The organism is Thermomonospora echinospora (genome assembly GCF_900108175.1).
Taxonomy (GTDB): domain Bacteria; phylum Actinomycetota; class Actinomycetes; order Streptosporangiales; family Streptosporangiaceae; genus Thermomonospora; species Thermomonospora echinospora.
Genome location: NZ_FNVO01000010.1, coordinates 250,357 through 271,867 on the forward strand (window position 1 = coordinate 250,357; position 21,511 = coordinate 271,867).

18 protein-coding genes are annotated in these 21,511 nt (G+C 70.8%); 12 read left to right on the forward strand and 6 right to left on the reverse strand.

Features of this window, described 5'->3' with window-relative positions:
• Nucleotides 1–9 precede the first annotated feature (9 nt).
• Genes C4U03_RS23025 through C4U03_RS23040 form a run of 5 tightly spaced genes read right to left on the reverse strand, consistent with a single transcriptional unit; the run spans nt 10 to nt 4,556 of the window.
• A complete protein-coding gene (locus C4U03_RS23025) occupies nt 10–1,440 on the reverse strand; it encodes a glycoside hydrolase family 5 protein (RefSeq protein WP_103939930.1) in 1,431 nt (476 codons plus the stop codon).
• Between the two features lie 47 nt (nt 1,441–1,487).
• Complete coding sequence (locus C4U03_RS23030) at nt 1,488–2,402, reverse strand: carbohydrate ABC transporter permease (protein WP_235018056.1); 915 nt, start codon at nt 2,400–2,402, stop codon at nt 1,488–1,490.
• A complete protein-coding gene (locus C4U03_RS23035) occupies nt 2,399–2,986 on the reverse strand; it encodes a carbohydrate ABC transporter permease (RefSeq protein WP_327373429.1) in 588 nt (195 codons plus the stop codon). Before C4U03_RS23035 ends, C4U03_RS23030 begins: the two co-directional genes overlap by 4 nt.
• Complete coding sequence (locus C4U03_RS42865) at nt 2,980–3,261, reverse strand: hypothetical protein (protein WP_327373431.1); 282 nt, start codon at nt 3,259–3,261, stop codon at nt 2,980–2,982. The genes C4U03_RS23035 and C4U03_RS42865 overlap by 7 nt, the downstream gene beginning before the upstream one ends.
• A complete protein-coding gene (locus tag C4U03_RS23040; protein WP_235018057.1) occupies nt 3,258–4,556 on the reverse strand; it encodes an extracellular solute-binding protein in 1,299 nt (432 codons plus the stop codon). The genes C4U03_RS42865 and C4U03_RS23040 overlap by 4 nt, the downstream gene beginning before the upstream one ends.
• A 193-nt stretch (nt 4,557–4,749) precedes the next feature.
• On the opposite strand from C4U03_RS23040, the gene C4U03_RS23045 reads away from it, so the two are divergent.
• Complete coding sequence (locus C4U03_RS23045) at nt 4,750–5,781, forward strand: LacI family DNA-binding transcriptional regulator (RefSeq protein ID WP_235018058.1); 1,032 nt, start codon at nt 4,750–4,752, stop codon at nt 5,779–5,781.
• A 130-nt stretch (nt 5,782–5,911) separates the two neighbouring features.
• On the opposite strand, the gene C4U03_RS23050 is transcribed toward C4U03_RS23045, so the two are convergent.
• The gene (locus tag C4U03_RS23050) at nt 5,912–6,907 is read right to left on the reverse strand and encodes a poly(ethylene terephthalate) hydrolase family protein (protein WP_103939932.1); all 996 of its coding nucleotides are present in this window, start codon (nt 6,905–6,907) and stop codon (nt 5,912–5,914) included.
• Between the two features lie 117 nt (nt 6,908–7,024).
• On the opposite strand from C4U03_RS23050, the gene C4U03_RS23055 reads away from it, so the two are divergent.
• The 11 genes from C4U03_RS23055 to C4U03_RS23095 all read left to right on the forward strand — a co-directional run bounded on the left by C4U03_RS23055 (nt 7,025) and on the right by C4U03_RS23095 (nt 21,481).
• Nucleotides 7,025–7,576, forward strand: coding sequence for a TetR/AcrR family transcriptional regulator (locus C4U03_RS23055; RefSeq protein ID WP_103939933.1), 552 nt, complete (start codon nt 7,025–7,027; stop codon nt 7,574–7,576).
• A gap of 100 nt (nt 7,577–7,676) precedes the next feature.
• Nucleotides 7,677–9,845, forward strand: coding sequence for an MMPL family transporter (locus C4U03_RS23060; protein WP_103939934.1), 2,169 nt, complete (start codon nt 7,677–7,679; stop codon nt 9,843–9,845).
• A 226-nt stretch (nt 9,846–10,071) separates the two neighbouring features.
• The gene (locus tag C4U03_RS23065; RefSeq protein WP_103939935.1) at nt 10,072–10,911 is read left to right on the forward strand and encodes a phosphatase PAP2 family protein; all 840 of its coding nucleotides are present in this window, start codon (nt 10,072–10,074) and stop codon (nt 10,909–10,911) included.
• Between the two features lie 130 nt (nt 10,912–11,041).
• On the forward strand, nt 11,042–11,419 hold the full coding sequence (locus C4U03_RS23070) for a DUF1622 domain-containing protein (RefSeq protein ID WP_103939936.1): 378 nt from the start codon (nt 11,042–11,044) through the stop codon (nt 11,417–11,419).
• A 462-nt stretch (nt 11,420–11,881) separates the two neighbouring features.
• Nucleotides 11,882–12,091, forward strand: coding sequence for a hypothetical protein (locus C4U03_RS40005; protein ID WP_146087478.1), 210 nt, complete (start codon nt 11,882–11,884; stop codon nt 12,089–12,091).
• A gap of 45 nt (nt 12,092–12,136) precedes the next feature.
• On the forward strand, nt 12,137–13,099 hold the full coding sequence (locus C4U03_RS40010) for an ATP-grasp domain-containing protein (RefSeq protein ID WP_146087479.1): 963 nt from the start codon (nt 12,137–12,139) through the stop codon (nt 13,097–13,099).
• Complete coding sequence (locus C4U03_RS23075) at nt 13,096–14,841, forward strand: ABC transporter ATP-binding protein (protein ID WP_146087480.1); 1,746 nt, start codon at nt 13,096–13,098, stop codon at nt 14,839–14,841. The genes C4U03_RS40010 and C4U03_RS23075 overlap by 4 nt, the downstream gene beginning before the upstream one ends.
• A gap of 553 nt (nt 14,842–15,394) precedes the next feature.
• Complete coding sequence (locus tag C4U03_RS23080) at nt 15,395–15,934, forward strand: hypothetical protein (RefSeq protein WP_146087481.1); 540 nt, start codon at nt 15,395–15,397, stop codon at nt 15,932–15,934.
• Between the two features lie 308 nt (nt 15,935–16,242).
• A complete protein-coding gene (gene leuS, locus C4U03_RS23085; protein WP_103939939.1) occupies nt 16,243–18,690 on the forward strand; it encodes a leucine--tRNA ligase in 2,448 nt (815 codons plus the stop codon).
• Nucleotides 18,691–19,323: 633 nt separating this feature from the next.
• Nucleotides 19,324–20,304: a substrate-binding domain-containing protein gene (locus tag C4U03_RS23090; protein WP_103939940.1), complete on the forward strand. Its 981-nt coding sequence runs from the start codon at nt 19,324–19,326 to the stop codon at nt 20,302–20,304.
• A gap of 130 nt (nt 20,305–20,434) precedes the next feature.
• Nucleotides 20,435–21,481: a galactitol-1-phosphate 5-dehydrogenase gene (locus C4U03_RS23095; protein ID WP_200827404.1), complete on the forward strand. Its 1,047-nt coding sequence runs from the start codon at nt 20,435–20,437 to the stop codon at nt 21,479–21,481.
• Nucleotides 21,482–21,511: the final 30 nt, after the last annotated feature.

A 21,511-nucleotide genomic window follows, 5' to 3' on the forward strand; every position in this document is an offset into this window, starting at 1 on the left:
GGCCGGACGTCACATCGTCTCCGCGCGGGCCGGGGTGTCCTCGGAGCCGGAGTGCTTGCAGTGGTCGGTGAGGATGGCGGTGAGCTGGTCGCGGCGGATGCAGGCGGGTAGGGCGAAGGAGTCGGCCAGGGCGTCCAGCTCGGTGTCGTCGAGGCCGCGGAAGAGGTCGGCGTACTCGACGGTCAGGGGCTGGGCGAACAGGATGTGGCGCACCAGGTCCTCGGTGTACTTGCGGCGGCCGAACGGATAGGGGTCGAAGCCGGGGAACTCCTCGTCCATGAACGCGTGGATGGGCTCGGTCAGCTGCCGTATGCCCTCGTCCGTGGAGCCCCAGTGGTCGGCGCCGAGCCGGGCCTTCTTGGCCTGGAAGTCGCCGAAGCGCCGGGCGTACGGGCTCTGCGGGTCGAGGTGGACCAGCCCTTGGAGGCCGACGTCCTTGTACGTCCACAGCGACCAGCCGGCCCCGTGGGCGTCGTAGAGGTCGAGCTGGTCGCGCAGGATCTGGTAGCGCTGCGCGTCCCGCGCCGGGTCGCCGGTGTAGACCGGGCCGAACTCGCCGACCCAGATCGGGGTGCCAGTACGACGCTGGTACTCGCTCCGTTCGAGGAACTTCGCCGCCAACTGGTCGCGGTCGACCCACTCGCCCTCGGTGTAGCCGGGATAGTCGCCGCCGTACACAAAGCCCGCCAGCGCGTAGTCGTGGCAGGTGTAGACGGTGTTCTCCCACGGGTCGCCGAACATGTCGAACCGGGTGGAGTAGGTGTTGCCGTCCAGGAAGAGCGTGTGCCGGGGGTCGACCTCGCGGACGGCCTTCACCAGCCGGGCGTAGAACGGGCCGATGATCTCACCGGTCGGGTCGGCCGGCTCGTTCAGCAGGTTGTAGCCCGCCACCCAGGGGTTGTCGGCGTACCGGTCGGCGATGACCTGCCACAGGTGCACCAGGCGGTCCTGGAAGTGCACGTGCTCCCAGAACGCCGGCAGATGGGTGGCGTTGTCGCTGTGCCAGTGGTGGTTCTGCGCCCCCGGCGCCGCGTGCAGGTCCAGGACGCTGTAGACGCCGTGCCGGGCGCAGGCGTCGATGACCCGGTCCAGGTGGGCGAACCCCTCCTCCAGGATCGTGAACGGGGCGAGGTCGTCCTCGAAGTGACGGTAGTTGAACGGCAGCCGCACGCAGTTCAGCCCCAGCGAGGCCAGGAACGCCGCGTCCCGCTCGTCGAAGAACGCCGTCAGCAGCCGGTCGAAGAAGCGCCGGTAGCGTTCGTCGCCGAGGACATCGCGCACCGCCCGGCGCATCAGCGTCTCGGTGGCCGGGTAGCCGGTGATGAAGTTCTCCATGTTGAGCCAGCCGCCGACCCCGACGCCGCGCAGGCGCACCACGGCCCCGGAGCCGTCCACGAGCCGGTCGCCGGACACCCGGAGGAAACGCTGGTCATCGGTCATCAGATCTCCCTTGAGCTCAGACCCCGCCCGCGGGCCGGGCGAGGGCGTCATCTGCCGAACCCGGCGGTCAGCCCGCCCACCAGACGACGGCGGCCGAACGCGTAGAACAGCAGCACGGGCAGTACCGACAGCGTCATCGCCGCCATCAGCGCCGGGACGTTGGAGGTGTACTGGCCCTGCAGGCTCCACAGGCCCATCGTCAGCACCCGCTGGTCCTGCGACTGGGTGAGCACCAGCGGGAACAGGAAGCCGTTCCAGGCGTTGACCGCCACGTAGACGGCGACGGTCACCAGGCCCGGCCGGCTCAGCGGGATCGCCAGCGTGCGCAGCGCCTGCACCGGGCCGCCGCCGTCCAGCGCCAGTGCCTCGTACAACTCCTCGGGAACGTCCCGCAGCGTGCTGGTCAGCACCAGCACCGCCACCGGCAGGCCGAACGCGACGGTGGGCACGATGATCCCGGTCAGCGAGTCGTACAGGTGCAGCCGGGTGATGAGCAGGTAGATCGGAACGATCACCGCCTGGGACGGGATGGCCAGCCCGAGCAGCAGCATCGAGAAGCCCGTCCGCAGCAGCGGGTGCCGGCCGCGCACGACGGCGTACGCCGCGGGCAGCGCCAGGGCCAGCACCAGCACGATCGACACCACGGTGATGACGGCGGTGTTGAGGAAGTACCGGCCGAACTCCCCGGTCAGCACCAGCCGGTAGTTGTCCAGCGTCGGCGACGTCGGCGGGGCCAGCGGACCGGCCGTCAGATACTCGGCGCGGGTCCGCAGGCTGACCGTGACCAGGTAGTAGACGGGCAGGCCGACGACGACGAGCCACGCCAGGGCGCCCAGGGCGGCCAGCGGGTTGGCCGGCCGGGGGAGCGGCGGCCGCCGCGGGCGGCCCCGGCGCGGGTCCGGCCCAGCCGCCGGGGCGGGCGCGGCGGCGGCGACCTGGTGGACCTCCTGACGGGTCGTCACAGCCCCTCCCGACGGCTGTCCATCCGGGAGTAGCCGGTCAGCCGGACGATGCCGATCGACAGCGCGGTGCCCGCCGCCACCAGCAGCACCGCCCACGCGCTGGCGTAGCCCATCTCGAAGGCGGAGAAACCGGTCAGGTACATGTGCAGCGGCAGCACCCGGGTCGCGGTGCCCGGCCCGCCCCCGGTGATCAGCAGGATGGTCTCGAAGTAGGCCAGCGAGCCGACCAGGATCAGCACGCTGGACGACACGATCGTGTGCCGCAACTGCGGCAGTGTGATCGACCAGAACTGGCGGACCCGGCCCGCGCCGTCGATGGCCGCCGCCTCGTACAGCGACCGCGGGATCTGTCGGGTCGCCGCCTGGTACAGCAGCATGTGGAACGGGATGAACTGCCAGGACACCACCAGCACCATCGCGGCCAGGGCCCGGCCCGGGTCGCCCAGGACGTTGCCGTCCGAGGCGCCCAGCAGCGGGCCGATCAGCCCGGCCAGCCCGAAGTTGGGATCCAGCAGCGACTGCCACAGCAGCGCCACCGCGGCGTTGGACATCAGCAGCGGCACGAAGAACACCGCGCTCAGCACCGCCCGGCCGCCCAGACCCCGAGCAGCAGGCTGATCGGGGTCTGGAACAGCCAGGCGGCCACGGTCAGGGTCAGCGACAGCCGCACCGAGGCGCCCAACATGCCGTCCTCGGCGAGCCGGGACCAGTTGGCGGTGCCGGCCCACCGGGGCAGGCCGAGCCCGTTCCAGTGGGTGAAGCTGAGCCCGACGACCAGGACCAGGGGCACCACCGCGAACACCAGGAAGTAGGCGAACGCGGGGACGGCCCAGACCGCGCCGGGGCGCTGGGTCTTCACCGAACCTTGTCCATCGCGTCGGCGAACTGCTGGGGGCTCTGCTCCTTGAGGAACAGCTTGGACAGGTTGGTCAGCATCGCCTCGGCGACGTTCGGGGGCAGCGCCTGGTCCCAGGACTGGGTGAACTCGGGCGCCTGGGACACCAGCCCGTAGATGAAGGTGGTGTAGTCGGGGGCGGGTCCGCCGCGAAGCTGGGGCTCCACGCCCTTGACGGGCGGCACCTCACCGACGCCGACCATCCCCCGGATGTAGGTGTCGGAGGTCAGCGTCTCCTTCAGGAAGCGGACCGCGTCCTGCTTCCTGGGGGAGGCGGCGCTGACGGACATGAAGTTGGAGGGGTTGCCGACGACGTTCTTCGGGTCGCCCCGGCCGTCCGGCACGGACGGGAACGCGGCCCAGCCCATCCGGTTCTTCTTGACGAAGTCGGGGTTCTGCTGGAGCTGGGTGGCGTACTCCCAGGAGCCCATCAGGTGCATGGCGGCCTTGCCCTGGGCGAAGATCGTGGAGGCGCCGCCCACGTCGTAGTCGACGGAGGCGTAGTTGGTGCCGAACGCCCCCCGGTCCACCAGCTCGCGGATCATCGTCAGGGCGCGCAGCACGGCCGGGTCGCGCCAGGCGCCGGGCCGGCGCTCGGCGATCGCCTGGAACGGCGCCGGGCCGCCGATGCGGTCCAGCAGGTACTCCAGCCACATCAGCTCGGTCCAGGCCTGCGAGCCGGCCAGCGCGAACGGGGTGATGCGGCGGCCCTTGAAGGTGTCGACCAGCCGCAGCAGGTCGTCCCAGGTCTTCGGCGGCTGCTGCCCGGCGGTGGTGAAGACGTCCTTGTTGTAGAACAGCACGATGGGCTGCATGCCGCGCTCGGGCACACCGTAGTAGCGGCCGCCGATCTGGGCGGTCTTGAGGACGACGGGCAGGAACCTGTCCCGCCAGGCCGGGTCGGCGTTGAACTCCGGCGTCAGGTCGTGGACCTGCTTGGCGTCGACGTACTGCTTCAGGTTGCCGCCGCCCCAGTTCATGAACACGTCGGGCGCGTTCGGCGAGCCCATGGCGACCTGCAGCTTCTGCTTGTACGGGTCGTTGAGGAAGGTCTCCATCCGGACCTTGCCGTCGCCGGCCTTGTTGTAGGCGGCCACCGCCTGGCGTTCGGCGGCGTTGACGCCGTCCTGCAGCGACCACACCCGCACCTCGCCGGAGCCGCCGCCCCCGGCCGGGCCGGAGCTCCCGCACGCGCTCACCGCCAGCACGGATGCGGCGACCAGGGCCAGGTACCTGGCTCCACGACGAACCTTGAGCACCTTTCGCACCTCCCAAGGCGACGCCCCCGGACCGCCGCGTATCGAAACATTGCCGATATGTTTCGGAAGCTAGGGGACCTTAGAAGGGCTGTCAATACCCGACTTTCGCCTGTGGATAAGGCTCTGCGGAGGTGGTGGGTGCCGCGAAAAGTTTCGGAGTAGGATGCCGGTGACAGCGGAGGTGAGGTCAGCGTTGACGAATCAGACCGGACGGCACGTCACGATCACCGCGATCGCCCGCGAGGCGGGCGTGTCGGTCTCGACGGTCTCCAAGGTGCTCAACGGCCGGGCCGACGTGGCCGAGGGCACCCGCTCACGGGTGGAGGAGCTGCTCGCCAAGCACGCCTACCCGCGGGCCCGGCGACGCGGCTCCGACCCGGCCGGGCTGATCGACATCGTCTTCGACGAACTCGACAGCCCGTGGGCGGTGGAGATCATCCGCGGCGCCGAGGAGGTCGCGCACGCCGCCGGGACCGGCACCGTCGTGTCGGCCATCCACGCCCGCTCCGAGCCCGCCCGCCAGTGGCTGGACAACCTCGAACGGCGTCGCTCGGAGGGCGTCGTCCTGGTGGTGGACGAGCTGACCGCCGCCCAGCGCGCCCGATTGCAGGCCCTGGACGTGCCCTGCATCGTCATCGACCCGCGCGGCGAGCCCGACCCCCAGGTCCCCTCCATCGGCGCCGCCAACTGGGCCGGCGGACAGGCCGCCACCCGCCACCTGATCGAGCTGGGCCACCGCCGCATCGCCATCATCAGCGGCCCGGCCGGCATGCTGTGCAGCCGCGCCCGGCTGGACGGCTACCGGGGCGCGCTGGAGGGCGCCGGGCTGCCCGCCGACCCGGCCCTGGTCCGGCACGGCGACTTCCACCACGAGAGCGGCTACCTGCAGGCCGCCCGGCTGCTGGAGCTCCCCGACCCGCCCACCGCCATCTTCGCCGGCTCCGACCAGCAGGCGTTCGGCGCCTGTGAGGCGGCCCGCGAGCGCGGCCTGCGCATCCCCCAGGACCTGAGCATCGTCGGCTTCGACGACCTGCCGGTCGCGCGCTGGTTCTCCCCGCCCCTCACCACCGTCCGCCAGCCCCTGGCCGAGATGGGCTCCCTGGCCACTCGCCTGCTGTTCCGCCTCTCCCGCGGCGAAACCCTGGAAACCCACCACGTCGAACTCGCCACCGAACTGGTCATCCGCGAAAGCACCGCACCCCCGCCCGCCCCCGCCCGCCCATGACCGGCGCCACGGTCCGGAAGGCCACGCTCAGGACCGATGGCCAGGATCCGCCCGCGCTGCTCTGCGTCCAGTGCCGTCCGGTGGTGTCGCGTTCCGCCGGGCCGAGGACGGTGCGGTGCGCTGGACGAGGTCAGGGCAGGTCCTTGGCGGCCCAGCCGGTCCAGGCCGGATTGCGGCGGATTTCGGGCGTGGTCTGGTCGGTGGCGGCGAAGGCGCCGCGGGCGAAGGCGTCGTCGCGCAGGGTGTACAGGAACCAGGCGGTGGTGTAGGCGGTGGCGGCCCGGACCATGCCGTTGTGGCCCTTGCCGACCACGGCGGCCTTGGCCGCCGGTGCGGTCAGCCGGTCGAAGTAGGTCTGCTGCCGGGACTGGAACGTCAGGAAGTCGGTGGCTCCGCTGACCAGGAAGACCGGGTTCTTCACCTTGGGCAGGTCCGGGCGCTGCCGGGCGGGGACGTGCCACCACGGGTCCACGAAGGCCAGGGGCACGGTGCTCGTGATGGCGCCGTTGGACAGGACGTTGGCGTTCAGGGCGCCGGTGGCGCCCTGGGAGTGACCGGCGGCGCCGATCCGGGTGGTGTCGAGCCGGTCGTGGAAGACGCTGCCGTCCCGGGCGTTCTCGGCGATCAGGTGCTGGACGGCGGCCCAGATCCGGGTGCCCCATCCGGTCGCGCCGCTGTCGGCGCAGATCACCACGAAGCCCCAGGAGGCCAGGTGGGCGAGGGTGGCCGCGTAGTCGGCGCAGCCGGCGTTCGACCCGTTGCCCCAGGTGACGATCGGGTTGGCGAAGCCGTCGTCGGTCAGGTTCGACGGATGGTGGAGCGTGTAGGTCCGGCCCGCCGCGTCGGTGGCCCGGCCCGTGGTCACCGGGGCGGGACCGAGGGCCTGGAACCGGTCCTGAACGGGCAGCGCCGGGGCGGCACCGGCCGCCTCGACGTTCGCGCCCGTCGGGTCGTTCGCGCCCGTCGAGCCGGTCGTGACCGTCAGGACGTTCGTACCCGCTAAGCCGGTTGTGGTCGCTGAGCCGGTCGTGTTCGTCAGGCCGGTCGTGATCGCTAAGGCGACGGTGATCGTGATCAGGCGGGTGCGCAGGCGCCGGGTGGGGCGGGTGGGACGAAAAGCGTTCATGGGGAACGTTCTTTCCAGGTGGGGTGCCGTTCAACTGGGGGAACGGTGATGAATGCCACGTCCTCTTTCCTGTCCGATCGGTCAGAGCTGACCGATCGGACAGTTACCGTGGTCCCCATGGCCCGCTCCTCCACCGGTCTGCGCGACCGTCTCCTGGCCTCCGCGCTGCGGCTGTTCATCCAGCACGGGTTCCGTGGCACGTCGCTGGCGGACATCGCCTCCGACGTCGGCTGCTCCAAGGCGTCGCTGCTGTACCACTTCAGCAACAAGGAGGCGATCCTGGCCGAGCTGCTGCTGCCGGTCGGCAGGGAGGCGGCCGCGCTGGACGCCCGGCTGGCCGGGCTGGACGGTGCGGAGGCCGCCGTGACGGCGGTGACCGGGTTCGTCGACATCACCCTGCGGTTCCGTCGCGAGATCAAGCTGCTGTTCGACAACCTGACCGACGCCACCTCGCTGTCCGAGATGGGCCTCGAAGGCGTCGAGGGCATCGGGGACCGGCTGATCGACGCGGTGGCGGGCCGCTCGACCGAGCCACGGGACCGGGTGGCCGGGCTGATGGCCGTGTCCGGCATGTTCGTGACCGGTGCCGCCGACCTGCCGTTCGACGAGGAGACCCTGCGCGAGGCGATGGTCGCCGGCGCGCTGCGGACACTGGGTCGCGCCCCGTGACCGATCCACCCCACCACCTGCGGTTCCGGCTGATCGTCGCCACCCCCGGCCGATCCGCGCCGCTTCCGGATCGATCTCCCATGGAAAGGCTTGTGCTCTGATGGCGACCTTGCTGTACCGGCTGGGCCGCGGGTGCTTCACGCGCCGCGGTCTGGTCGTGGCGATCTGGCTGCTGTTGCTGGGGCTGCTGGGCGGGGCGGCCGCCGCGTTCAGCGGCGCGACCAGCAGCGAGTTCCGCATGCCCGGCACCGAGTCCCAGCAGGCGATGAACGCCCTGCAAAAGCAGTTCCCCCAGGCCACCGGCGCCACTGGCACGATCGTCATCGCCGCCCCCGAGGGGAAGAAGCTGACCAAGTCCAAGGTCGGCCCCATCGTGCGGCAGGCGGCGGCGATCCCCGGCGTGCTCGCGGCCGTCGACCCGTTCCAGGCCGGGTCGGTGTCGCCCGACGGCCGGTACGCGCTGGTGCAGGTGCAGTTCGCCGACGAGGTCGCCGACATCACCGACGCCCAGCGCACCGCCTACACCGACATCGCCCGGGACACCCAGGGGCTGCGGGTGGAGGTCGGTGGCGAGGTCGCCCAGAAGTTCTCCCACGGAGGAGCCACCGAGGCGGTCGGAGTGGCGGTCGCCGCCGTCGTCCTGCTCGTCACCTTCGGGTCGCTGGTGGCCGCCGGGATGACCCTGCTCAACGCCCTGGTCGGGGTCGGTGTCGGGATGGCCGGGCTGTACGCGCTGACCGGCGTGGTGGAGCTCAACGACGCCAGCCCGGTGCTGGCGCTGATGCTGGGGCTGGCCGTCGGCATCGACTACTCGCTGTTCATCACCTCCCGCTACCGCCAGTTCCTCCTGGAGGGGCTGGACGCGCGGGAGGCGGCCGGACGGGCGATCGGCACCGCCGGGTCGGCGGTGGTGTTCGCCGGGGCCACCGTGGTCATCGCGCTGGCCGGCCTGTCGGTGGTCGGCATCCCGTTCCTGACCGCCATGGGCCTGGCCGCGGCCGCCACCGTCGCGGTGGCCGTGCTGGTCGCCCTGACCCTGCTGCCGGCGGTGCTGGCCTTCGCCGGGAACCGGGTCCTGCCCCGTACGCAGCGCAACGGCGTCGCCAAGCACTCGGCGGCCAAGGAAGTCTTCGGCTACCGGTGGGGCCGCGTCGTCACCCGGCTGCGCCTGCCGATCCTGCTGGCCGGGGTGCTGGCGCTGGGCGCGCTGGCCCTGCCCGTCACCGACATGCGCTTGGCCCTGCCCGACGCCGGCACCGCCGCCGAGGACTCGGCCGAACGCCAGGCCTACGACCTGATCAGCGAGGGCTTCGGCCCCGGCTTCAACGGACGGCTCATCGCCGTGGTGTCCGGTGACGACGCGCAGGCCACCCAGGCCGCCGCCCAGCAGACCGCCGGGCTGATCCAGGGCGTCGAGGGCGTGCAGGCCGTCGTGCCCGCGCAGTTCAACCAGTCCGGCACCACCGCCCTGGTGGCCATCATCCCCAAGGCCGGACCCACCGACGCCGCCACCGAGGACGCCGTCCACGCCATCCGCGACAAGGTCGCCGACGTCCAGGGCGCCGACGTCGCGCTGACCGGCGTCACCGCGGTCGGCATCGACATCTCCGAGAAGCTCGCCGACGCCCTGCCGGTCTACCTGCTGCTGGTGGTCGGCCTGTCGATCCTGCTGCTGATGCTGGTCTTCCGTTCGGTGCTCGTCCCGGTCAAGGCCGCGGCCGGGTTCCTGCTGACCGTCGGCGCCACCTTCGGCATCACCACCGCCGTCTTCCAGCAGGGCCACCTGGCCGACCTGGTCGGCATCGACACCCCCGGCCCGCTGATCAGCTTCCTGCCGATCATCCTGATCGGGATCCTGTTCGGCCTGGCCATGGACTACGAGGTCTTCCTGGTCTCGCGGATGCGGGAGGACTTCGTGCACGGCGACCCGCCCCGCCAGGCCACCGTCAACGGCCTGGGGCACAACGCCCGCGTGGTCACCGCCGCCGCCCTCATCATGATCGCGGTCTTCGCCGGGTTCGTGATCACTCCCGATCCGATCATCAAGTCCATCGGGTTCGCCCTGGCCGTCGGGGTGTTCATCGACGCCTTCGTGGTCCGGATGACCCTCGTTCCGGCCGTGATGTCGCTGCTGGGCCGCGCCGCCTGGTGGCTGCCCCGCCCCCTCGACAAGGCGCTGCCCAACCTCGACATCGAGGGCGAGAAGCTCCGCCGCGACCTGGAGGAGCCCGAGCCACGGCAGGTCGAGTACGCCGGCGCCGGCCGATAGCGCCGCGTCCGGACCAGGCCCGGCCGGGGAGGCCGGATCCGGTCGCCGGGGCCGCCGCGACCAGCGGCGGCCCCGGCCCGGCTCACGGCACCCCACGGGCGCCGCCCGCGGTCCCCGTGATCAGGTGCCGTCAGGCTCCGCGCCCGCTCAGGTCCCTCCCCCCGAGGTCCCACCCCTTGAGTGCCGTCCCGACAGCGGACGGGCAAGTGCCAGAAAGGACCGGGCCATGAATCCGGCATCCTCGTCATCCCGCCCGAAGGTCATCCCCGAGCTCGTCCTCGTCACCGTCCTGTACGGCCTGTATCGGCTGGGGCGGCTGCTGGCCAACGGCAATCTCGACGAGGCCTTCGACAACGCCGCCATGGTCTGGGACTGGGAACGCACCGCACGCCTGCCCGACGAGGCCTCCGTCCAGGCGTTGATTCTGCACAGCGAGACCCTGCAGCGGGCCGCCAACGTCTTCTACACCAGCGTGCACTTCCCGGCGACGCTCGCGTTCCTGCTGTGGATGTTCTACCGCCACCCCGCCCACTACGTCTGGATGCGGCGCACCCTCACCCTGCTCACCGGCGCCGCCCTGATCCTGCACCTGACCTTCCCGCTCGCGCCCCCGCGCATGATCTCGGCCTTCGGCCTCGTGGACACCGGCCGTACGGTCGGCCCCTCGCCCTACGACGAGATCGACACCGACGGCCTGGCCAACCAGTTCGCCGCCATGCCGTCCCTGCACGTCGGCTGGGCCATGGTCGTCGCGATCGGCCTCATCACCGTCGCCCGCACCCGATGGCGCTGGCTCTGGCTCGTCCACCCCGCCCTCACCCTGTTCGTCGTGGTATCCACCGCCAACCACTACTGGCTCGACGCCCTCATCGCCGCCGCCCTGCTGGGCCTCACCCTGCTCCTCATCCGCCCCCCGGCCAGGACCGCATCACCCTCACCCGCGCAGCCCTCGGCGGCGGGCCACCCCGACGACGCCTCCGAACACTCGCCCACCCCGAACGAGAAGGCGCCCGAGGACCTGCTGCTGCCCACGCTCCGACCCAAGGACCCGGCCGAACCGGCGTAACCACCCAGCCGCCCCGGCCCTGGCGGTGCGCTGCACGGCCTGCCGGCGAGTGGCCGTCGGGGACGCCTCGCCCGCCGGTTGGCCTGCTCCCCTTACGGGTAGTGGGTGATCCGGTGCGGAGGGTGGACGCGTGGAGTTCGAGAGCGTGGTCGAGACCGCCGGCAAGGCGGTCGATCTCGTCGGGGTGGCCGTCATCGTCTTCGGCGCGTTGATCGCCTCCGGTGTCTTCGCGCACCGGGTGCTGCGCCGGCACGACGACTTCCCGGACGTCTACCGCCGCTACCGGCAGAGCCTGGGCCGGGCCATCCTGCTCGGGCTGGAGTTCCTGGTCGCCGGCGACATCATCCGCACCGTCGCCGTCTCCCCGACCTTCGCCAGCGTCGGAGTCCTGGCCGCGATCGTCGTGGTGCGGACCTTCCTCAGCTTCTCCCTGGAGGTCGAACTGGAGAACCGGTGGCCGTGGCAGCGGCGCGAGCCCGCTGAACGGCGGCAGGCGACGGACCGGTGATCGCCCTTCCGGGTACGGGACGGCGGTGAGAACGCGACCCGGAATTCGCGCGTCGAGCGGTTTCCACGCCCCGTGCGGCGGGACGGGCATTAGACGCGAACGACAGGAAATGGGTTCGGCCGGAAGGGTACGTGGCCCGGTCCGACCATAGCCGTCCCATGAGCCGGTCCCGTCCCGGACCGGGACACAGTCCCTGACCGGGAGGGGACAAAGGCCAGAGCCCGGCGAGAATTCCGCACGTCAGGCGGCTTTTCCGCGCCGTGCGGCGGGATGGGCATTAGACGCGGACGACGGGAAATCGGTTCGGCCGGCAGGGGCACATGGCCTGATCCGGTCGGCGCCGGATCGCGAGCCGTTCCCGTTCCGGGCCGGGACTGGTGTCCCTTCCACGCCGGTCGGGGCGCAGCGCAAGCTTCAGATCGGCGGACGAACCCACGTCCCGCCCAGTCGAAGGGAGACACCATGACGGTGGACACGCAGGTCCGACCCGCGATTTACGTGGGCCAGGAGCGAATGGCGATCGCGCCGGCCCCCAAGCTGGCCCAGTGGGAGCGCGACCTGATCGAGCGGCTCGAGCTGGAGTGGGACCTGCACAAGATCGAGTCGATGCACCCGGACGAGACCATCAGCGGTTCCGGTGACGGCTGGGACGACTGCGACTACATGCCGTAACAGGCGTCGCACCACACCAATCACCGAGTAGAAAGGGTCGCGCTCATGCGTAGCCACGAAAAGCCCGCGCGGATCGCCGTCGTCACGCATGAGCGCGACCTGCACGCCCACGCCGTGAAGGCGGACATGGAACGGCGCCACCCGGCGACCGTGCACATCCTGGAAAGCGACCATTTCAGCCGGGCGCCCGGCCTCAGCTGGTCCCCGCAGGGATTCACCGAGCCGGTGTTCCCGGCCGGCGACGGGACGGCAGTGGATCTGCGGGAGATCGACGCGATCTGGTTCCGGCGGCTGGGCAACGCCCGTACGTCGGCCAATCCCGAGGTGACCGATCCCGTCGACCGCGAGCTGATCGACGCCGACACCCGCGCCGCCGCGCTCGGCATGCTGACGACCGAGTTCCACGGCCGGTGGATCGACCACCCGACGGCGTTCTGGGCGGCGCAGAACAAGGTCGTCCAGCTGCGGGCGGCCCATGAGGTCGGCCTGCGGATCCCGGAGACGCTGATCAGCCAGTCGCCCGAGCAGATCCGCAAGTTCTGCGGCGTCCACCCGAAGGCGATCGTCAAGGCCGTGCGCGGGGTGATGCAGGCCCCGGCCGCCACCACGACGGTCAGCGAGGAACTGCTGGCCAGCGAGTCGTCGCTGCGCGTGTGCCCGGCCATCTACCAGGAGATGGTCCCGGGACGGCGACATGTGCGCGTGCAGGTCTTCGGGGAGCGGGTGCTGGCCGCCCTGCTGGAGTCCGACGACCTGGACTGGCGGCCCAACCTCGACATCCCCGCAGCCGAGCACCGGCTGCCCGCGGACCTGGAGGACGCCCTGCGCGCCGTGCTGCGGCGCCTGGACCTGACCATGGGCATCTTCGACCTCAAGCTCACCGACGACGACGAGTACGTCTGGCTGGAGGTCAACCCGCAGGGCCAGTGGCTGTTCGTGGAGGGCATGACCGGGCTGCCGCTGATCAGGACGTTCACCGACTTCCTGTACGAGCGGGCCACCCGGTGAACCGGCGGGTGCTGTCGCTGTTCCGGCCGTACCGGCGACAGATCCTCCTGATCACCCTTGTGATCCTGGTCTCGGCCGGGCTCGGCGCGGTGCTGCCGTTCCTGACCAGGGAGTTGGTCGACGAGGGCCTGTTCGCGCCCGGCGGGCCGCGGATCGGCCTGCTGTGCGGCCTGCTGGCGGTGATGGTCGCGCTCACCGCGCTGGCCGGCGGGCTCGGCGTGCTGCAGTCCTATTGGGCCGGCCGGATGGGCCAGGACGTGATGGAGGGGCTGCGCGGCGGCTTGTACGCGCACCTGCAGCGGCTGCCGCTGACCTTCTTCACCCGCACCCGGACCGGGGAGATCCAGTCCCGGGTGATCGGTGACGTGGCCGAGGTCCAGACCACGGTCAGCACGACCGTACCCACGATGCTGGCCAACGTGCTGACCTGCGCGGCCACCTTGACGGCCATGGTCGCCCTGTCGTGGCGGCTCACGCTGGTCACGGTCGCCCTGCTGCCGATCGCCGCCTGGCTCACCGCGAAGGTGGCCGTGCACCAGCGCCGCGTCATCGCCGCCGTACAGCGGTCGCGGGCCGAGATGAACGTCATCGCCGAGGAGACGCTGTCGGTCTCCGGCATCCTGCTCGCCCGGGTCTTCGGCCGTACCGACCACGGCGTGCAGCGGTTCCAGCACGAGAGCCGCCGCCTGTCCCGGCTGCAACTGCGGGCGGCGGTGTCGGCACAGGCGCTGAACGCGGCGCTGCAGGCGCTCTTTCTGATCATGCCCGCCGTGGTCTACGTCGCCGCCGGGTTCGCCGGGACGACCACGCCGGGGACCCTGCTGGCCTTCACCTCGCTGCAGGCCCGGCTCTTCCTGCCCGCGGGCCAGCTCATGCAGGTCACCGTCCAGTTCCGCGCCGCCACCGCGGTGTTCGAGCGCATCTTCGAGTACTTCGACCTGCCGGCGGGCGTCGTGGACGGGCCGGGCGCGCGCGCCGTTCGCCGGGAGGAGACCCGCGGCGAGATCCGGCTGGACCGGGTGACCTTCCGGCACGACGGGCAGGCCGCCCTTCAGGACGTGACGCTGACCATCCGGCCCGGCCAGTTCGCCGCGGTCGTCGGCGCGAGCGGGTCGGGCAAGACCACCCTGACGCACCTGGTCATGCGGCTGCACGACCCGGACCACGGCCGGATCACCCTCGACGGCACCGACCTGCGCCACCTGACGCGCGACTCGCTGGCCGCGCTGTTCGGCGTGGTGACCCAGGAACCGGTGCTGCTGCACGCGACCATCGCCGACAACCTCCGCTACGCCAAGCCGTCCGCCACGCCGGCCGAACTGGAGGCCGCCTGCCGGGCCGCGCGCATCCACGACCGCATCATGCGGCTGCCGGACGGCTACGACTCGGTGGTGGGCGAGCGCGGCTCCCGGCTGTCGGGCGGCGAGAAACAGCGGCTGGCCATCGCCCGCGCGATTCTGAACGACCCGCGCGTCCTCATCCTGGACGAGGCGACCTCCGCCCTGGACGCCGAGAGCGAGCGGCAGGTTCAGCAGGCGCTGCTCCCGCTGCTGGCCGGCCGTACGACGATCGCCGTCACCCACCGGCTCGACATGATCCGCGCGGCGGACGTCATCTTCGTCCTGCACGAGGGACGCCTGGTCGAGCAGGGCAGCCACGACGAGCTGATCCATTCGGCCGGACGCTACGCGGAGCTCCACCACCTCTGGTCCACGGGGACGCTCTCCTCTCCAACGCCATAGTGGATGGCCGTAATGTGCCCCAAGGATCAGCTGCTGTTCGGAGGTCGGTGGGCGGTCACCGCCGGACTTCCCCGGAATGTGGATCGTTCGAAGAACCGTGATTCTTCTCGGACGGGCTGATCGGCTCTGTTCCCCGCCCCTGGCCGCCGCTGTGGTCGGCATGGTCGCCGATGGTGGCGTGCACGGGGATGGACCTGACAGGGCGGTTCCCGGCCGATGACATCTCCGGTGAGGATCTGGCCCCGAAGTGGCGCGAACCTCCTGGCTCTACCGATTCGCTGTTATCCGGCCGGGTCATGGCCTATGTCGGCCATGGGGGCACCGGTCGTTGTGCGACGAGAAACAGAGGTGTCACGGTAGAGGTCCCGTTGATCTTCTAAGGGGGTGCTGCCGACCCGACGGGCAGCGGATTTCGATGTTCGACGGGATGAGCGGGGCGGCGCGTGAGAGGCAGAGCGGCAAGACCGGTGCGACATCGGGGCCGGTGCGGGCGGAGTGCCCGCCGGGCCGGCTCGGTGGATACCGCGGAGATGCGGCAGGGAGGTGATGGCCGGTGGCGCGTGACCTCTCTTCGCCTGAACGCCCGCTCCTGCTCGCAGGGGTGATGATTGCGGCCCTTTCGGTTCTGGTCGGTTGCGGTGACGGTGAAACCGTCGTCACCGCCACGCGGACACCGACCCCCACACCGGTGTCCCAGGAAGAGGCCGTGAAGCACGCCTATGCGGCGGCCCTGGAGAACGGCAAGCGGGCACTTTTGGGCCCGGCCGACCAGGTACGCGTCGTTCTCCGGGAGTCCCATACCGGCGAGGAGCTGGACCAGTTGGTCCGGGACGTCATCAAGACCCAGGAAGAGCACCGCGCGCCGACCGGAAGGCTCGTTCCCCATGTCGGAAAGGTGGAGCTGCGCGGTACGGAGGCGATCGTCTATGACTGCCTGGACCTCGGCTCCTACGGATTCAAGGACACCCGTACAGGTGAGCAACTGCCCAGAAGGGGGCCGGTCCGTGCCGGATACAAGGTGTGGATGCGGCAGGGAGGTGATGGCCGGTGGCGTATCAGCAGGCTTCGCGGCCATGAAGAGTCCTGTTCATGATGTGCGTCCTCGTCGTGGCCTCACTGGTGACCGTTCCGGAGGCGGCCGGTAAAGCGCCGTGCGCTTAGTACGCCCCGTCACCGGTCACTCGGCTTGAACCGGTGGTGACCGGGGGCTGGTCATGGTGGTTCCAGGGCGAGCCCGGTGGCCATTCGGGATCGTGGACCGTGCCGGTCCGAACCGGGCTTGTAGGGAAGCGCGGTTGGACTACACTGCCGGGGATCGGCGCGGGTGTACGCCGGTCAGCGGAACGGGCCGATCAGAGCTGCCACCATGGCCGGTTCTGCCACCGGATCAGGAGAGCTTTCATGGCATCGACGGACGAGTCGGCTGAGCACGCTTCCCACGAGTACGAGACCAAATGGCTTCGTGTGTGGTCCGAGCGTCCGCCCGTCCGCTTCGATATCTCCCGAGCGGATCCTGTCACCAAGGTCTACAACCTGGTGGAGTTCCCCTATCCCTCGGCAGAGGGCCTTCACGTAGGCCACGTTTACACCTACTGCGGCGCCGATGCGCTCGGCCGTTACCTGTCGATGAACGGCCGGCATGTTTTCCAGCCGATGGGCTTCGACTCGTTCGGTATTCACACCGAGAACTACGCGTTGAAGATCGGTGAGCACCCCAAGTCGGTGACCGACCGCGCCACGGCGAACTACCGCCGGCAGCTGGGCCGGGTGGGCGCCAACTGGGCCTGGGACGTGGAACTGCGCACGGACGACCCCGCCTACTACCGCTGGACGCAGTGGATCTTCCTCAAGCTCTACGAGGCCGGGCTCGCCGAGAAGCGGGAGGCGCCGGTGATCTGGTGCCCCTCCTGCCTGACGGTGCTGGCGTTCGAGCAGGTGGACGGCAACCGGTGTGAGCGGTGCGGCACCGAGGTCACCACCAAGGTGATGAAGCAGTGGTTTCTGCGGATCACCGCGTACGCCGACAAGCTGCTGGACACGCTGGACGACCTGGACTGGCCCGAGCTGTCCAAGCGCCTGCAGCGCGAATGGATGGGCCGCTCGACCGGCGCGGACGTGGTCTTCGAGGTGCAGGGCGACCCCGAGGTCCGGCTGACGGCGTTCACGACCCGGGTCGACACCCTGTTCGGTGTCACCTTCGTGGCGGTGGCGCCCGAGCACGACTACGTCAAGACGCTGATCGAGCGGGCGGCCAACGGCGTCGAGGTGGCCGAGTACGTCGCCGAGGTCGCGCAGCGCGTCGGAGCCGACCGGTACACCAACATCGGCGGTTCGGGGCGGCCGGGCATCGTCACCGACGTCATGGCCGTCCACCCGCTCACCGGCCGGCAGGTGCCCATCGTCGTCGCCGACTACGTGCTGGCGGGCTACGGCACCGGCGTGGTGATGGGCGTGCCGGCGCACGACGAACGGGACCACAGGTTCGCCGAGACGCTGGGCCTGCCCATCGTCACCGTGGTCGCCGCCCCCGAAGGCGAGGGCGTCACCGACGGCGCCTACCCGGGCGAGGGCGCGCTCGTCGCCTCCGAGGAGTTCACCGGGATGGGCTCCGCCGAGGCCCGTACCGCCATCGCCGCGGAGTTGCAGGCCAGGAAACTCGGCGGTGCGGTGACCCGGTACCGGCTCCAGGACTGGCTGGTCTCCCGGCAGCGTTACTGGGGCTCCCCGATCCCGATCATCTACTGCGACCGCTGCGGCACCGTACCGGTGCCCGAGTCCGACCTGCCGGTCGAACTGCCGGAGGTGGCCGAGGTCCGGCCGACGGGGACCGGGCTCTCCCCGCTGGCCGCCGTGCCGGAGTTCGTCAACACCGAGTGCCCCTCGTGCGGTGGCGAGGCCACCAGGGAGACGGACGTGTTCGACACGTTCGTCGAGTCGTCCTGGTACTTCCTGCGGTATCCGTCCCGGGACCACACCGAGGGCCCGTGGGATCCGGAGGTGACCGCGCGGATGCTGCCCGTCGACATCTACGCGGGCGGACGCGAGCACACCACCCGGCACCACCTGTACGCGCGTTTCGTCACGCGCGCCCTGTACGACCTGGGGCTGGTGCCCTTCCCCGAGCCCTTCAAGCGGCTTCGGCTGCACGGACTGCTCATCAAGGACGGGGCCAAGATGAGCAAGAGCCGCGGCAACGTCGTCAACCCGGACGAGTACATCGACCGGGTGGGCGCCGACAGCCTCCGCACGTACCTGCTGTTCTGCGGTCCGTGGGAGGAGGGCGGTGACTTCACCGACCGCGGTCTGCACGGGATCGTCCGGTTCAACGGCCGGCTCGGCGCTCTGGTACGCACCGCCACCAGCGGCGGTCCCGGAGCCGACATGCGCCGGATCGACCGTGCCGTGTACAAGGTCGGCAAGGACATCGAGCGGCTCAAGTTCAACACGGCGATCGCCGAGATCATGTCGCTGACCAACTGGCTGCGCGACGAGCGCAAGCGGATGACCGCCGATCAGTGGGACCAGGCGCGCCGTACGCTCGTGCTGCTGATCGCTCCCTTCGAGCCGTTCCTCGCCGAGGAACTGTGGGAGTACCTGGGCGGCGACTACTCGGTCCATCAGCAGCGCTGGCCCGCCTACGATCCCCGGGCGCTCGTCGAGGACGAGGTCGAGTTGCCGATCCAGATCAACGGGAAGGCCCGCGGAACCGTGGTGGTGCCCGCCGACTCCGCCCAGGACGACGTGGTGGCGGCGGCGCTCAAGGTCAACTCTGTTGTCGACGCGCTCGGCGGGGCGACGCCCCGGCGGGTGGTCTACATCCCCAGGAAGATCGTCAACCTGGTGGTGTGACGAGAGGCCGGTGAGGACGGCAGGAGACGCGCCGGTGCCGCAGGCACCGGCGGTGTGAATCTCCCTGCTGTGCACGAGCCCGCCGTCCGGGACCGGGCGCGGGGATGGTTCCGGCGGTCGAGGTCGGCGTTCTCCAGGCTCGGAGCCGGCGATCTGCCGCCGGCGGCGCCGCCTCGGCGACCCCGGTGATCTTGTCCGGTAGGCCGTTGGCCTGCTGGAGGAGGCCGGCCGCCTGCGCTATGCCCGTTCTGTCGCCCAGCCGGAGCGCCCGCCGTGCCTGCGTGGGCGTGACCGCTGTGCCTGCGTGGGCGTGACCGCTGTGCCTGCGTGGGCGTGACCGCCGGGCCGGGCGCGGGCGGATGCCCCCCGGCTCTGGATGCCGATTCGCTTGTCTGAGGTGCTGGGGTGCAAGTGATTCGGAGACTCCCCCTGGGCAGTGTCCGGGCGTGGCCGGGGCATCGTGCTGCTTGGGGTATACCCGCAGGTCAGAGGGCTATCTACTGGCCTGCGGTGCGGTGATGGGGCGTCTGAGGCCTGGGGCGTTGCTCATATGAGCAAACGGTTACGCATATGTTGCAAGGCCATGAACTGCCTTCTTACCTTGTGACCGGCAACACAACCCGGGGAGGGCAGATGCTCAGGACGTTCCTTATCGGGGTGACGGCGGTGGCCGTCACGGTCGTATCGGCGTGTTCGGTGTCCACCGGACCGGCCGGATCGTCGTCCGCCGACAAGCCCGCCGGCGACCAGGTCGTGATCGGCTTCAGCCAGGTCACCCAGCAGTCGCCGTTCTACGTCCAGCTGAAGAACGGGGCGCAGCAGGCGGCCGACAAGGCGGGGGCGAAGCTGCTCTTCGCGGACGCCAACGGCGACGTCACCAAGCAGAACAACGACATCCAGGACCTCATCACCCGCGGTGTGGACGTCCTGCTGATCAACCCGGTCGACCCGAAGGGCGTGGCCGCCGGGATCGCGGCGGCCAAGGCGGCGGACATCCCGGTCATCACGGTCGACCGGCCGGTGCCCTCGGGCGCGGCGTCGCATGTCGGGCGCGACAACGTGAAGATGGGCGAACTGGTCGGCGAGCGGGTCGCGCAGGCCCTGGGCGACGCCGGCGGGAAGGTCATCGAGATCCAGGGCGACGCCGGCGGCGCGGTCGCACGGGACCGTTCCAAGGGCTTTCACCAGGGCGTGGCCGGCAACTCCAAGATCAAGATCGTGCAGGGCCCCTACTGCGACTACCTGCGGGCCAAGGCCGTCACCGCCATGCAGGACCTGCTGCAGGCCAACCCCGACGTCAAGGCCGTGTACGCGCACAACGACGACATGGCCATGGGGGCGCTCCAGGTGCTCCGCGAGAACCGCCGCACCGACGTCAAGGTCGCCGGGGTCGACGGCCTCATGGAGGCGGTGAAGGCGATGCCGGACGGCCAGTACGTCGCCACCGCGCTCAACGACCCCATCGGCGAGGGCGAACTGGCCGCACAGACCGCGATCAAGGCGGCGCGCGGCGAGCAGGTGCAGGCCTCCATCGACGCCGGAACGGCCCTAGTCGGCCCGGCCGACGCCACCAAGTACGTCGGCGACACCGTGTTCGCCCAGTCGTCCTCCTGACCCCGGCCACCTCCGGCGGCTCCCGCGGCCGGGCGGGTACCGCGCCGCATGCCACTGCGGCGCCCCGGCACCGGATGGGCGAGCCGCCGGGGGACCGGCTCACTCTCCAAGCGCAGCAGAAAGGAAGATCGTGCCTGAGAAAATGCTCGCGGCGGTCCTGCACACCCCCGGCGACATCCGCGTCGAGGAGGTGTCCAGGCCCGAGCCCGGTCCGGGCGAGGCGCTCGTGCGGGTCGAGGCGTGCGGGGTCTGCGGGTCCGACATCGCCCGCATGCTGAGCGCGGGGGCGCACCAGATGCCGGTGATCTGCGGCCACGAGTTCTCCGGCCGCGTGGTGGCGGCCGGGTCCGACGTGACCGGGGCGGCCGAGGGCGACCTGGTGTCCGTGCCGCCGCTGATCCCGTGCCGCAAGTGCGCCGAGTGCCAGCGCGGCCGGTTCAGCCTGTGCCTCGACTACGACTACTTCGGCAGCCGCCGTGACGGCGCTTATGCCGAGTACGTCACCGTCCCGTCCGGCAACCTGTTCAAGGTCCCCGAGAAGGTGACGCCCGAGGCCGCCGCCATGATGGACCCGGCGGCGATCGCGCTGCACGCCATCTGGCGCACCAGGCTGGGCATCGGGCACCGGGTGGCGGTCATCGGCGCCGGCCCCATCGGCCTGTTCGCCATCCAGTGGGCCCGCCTGGCCGGCGCGTCCGAGGTGCTGGCGATCGACCTGAACGACCAGAAGCTCGCGATGGCCGCCGAGGCCGGCGCCACCCAGACCGCCACCCGGGCCGAGGACGCGCGGGAACTGGCCGGGGACGGCTACGACGTCGTGGTCGAGTCCGCCGGCAGCCCGGCGACCGTCGACCTGGCGGCGTCGCTGTGCGCGCGGCACGGGGAAGCGGTGTTCATCGGCATCCCGCACGCCCCGATCGAGTTCGCCAAGGAGACCTTCAACGCCTTCCTGCGCCGGGAGATCACCCTGCACGGCGCCTGGAACTCCTTCTCGGCCCCGTTCCCCGGCCGGGAGTGGCGGGCGGTCGCCGACGCGATGGCCTCCGGCGCGCTGCGCTGGGAGTTCATGATCACCCACCGGCTGGGCCTGGACGCGCTGCCGGAGACCATGCGGCGGCTGGGGGACCGTTCCATCTTCAGCTCCAAGGTGCTGTTCCGGCCAGGAGACAGGGTGTGACCGGGCCGTTCATCGCAGTGCCGGGCCAGG

Bases quoted from the DNA above. Each gene is read 5' to 3' on its own strand.
- C4U03_RS40005 (WP_146087478.1), top strand. From the start codon at position 11,882: ATGACGGTGGACACGCAGGTCCGACCCGCGATTTACGTGGGCCAGGAG.
- C4U03_RS23055 (WP_103939933.1), top strand. From the start codon at position 7,025: ATGGCCCGCTCCTCCACCGGTCTGCGCGACCGTCTCCTGGCCTCCGCG.
- C4U03_RS23060 (WP_103939934.1), top strand. From the start codon at position 7,677: ATGGCGACCTTGCTGTACCGGCTGGGCCGCGGGTGCTTCACGCGCCGC.
- leuS (WP_103939939.1), top strand. From the start codon at position 16,243: ATGGCATCGACGGACGAGTCGGCTGAGCACGCTTCCCACGAGTACGAG.
- C4U03_RS40010 (WP_146087479.1), top strand. From the start codon at position 12,137: ATGCGTAGCCACGAAAAGCCCGCGCGGATCGCCGTCGTCACGCATGAG.
- C4U03_RS23025 (WP_103939930.1), bottom strand. From the start codon at position 1,440: ATGACCGATGACCAGCGTTTCCTCCGGGTGTCCGGCGACCGGCTCGTG.
- C4U03_RS23050 (WP_103939932.1), bottom strand. From the start codon at position 6,907: ATGAACGCTTTTCGTCCCACCCGCCCCACCCGGCGCCTGCGCACCCGC.
- C4U03_RS23090 (WP_103939940.1), top strand. From the start codon at position 19,324: ATGCTCAGGACGTTCCTTATCGGGGTGACGGCGGTGGCCGTCACGGTC.
- C4U03_RS23065 (WP_103939935.1), top strand. From the start codon at position 10,072: ATGAATCCGGCATCCTCGTCATCCCGCCCGAAGGTCATCCCCGAGCTC.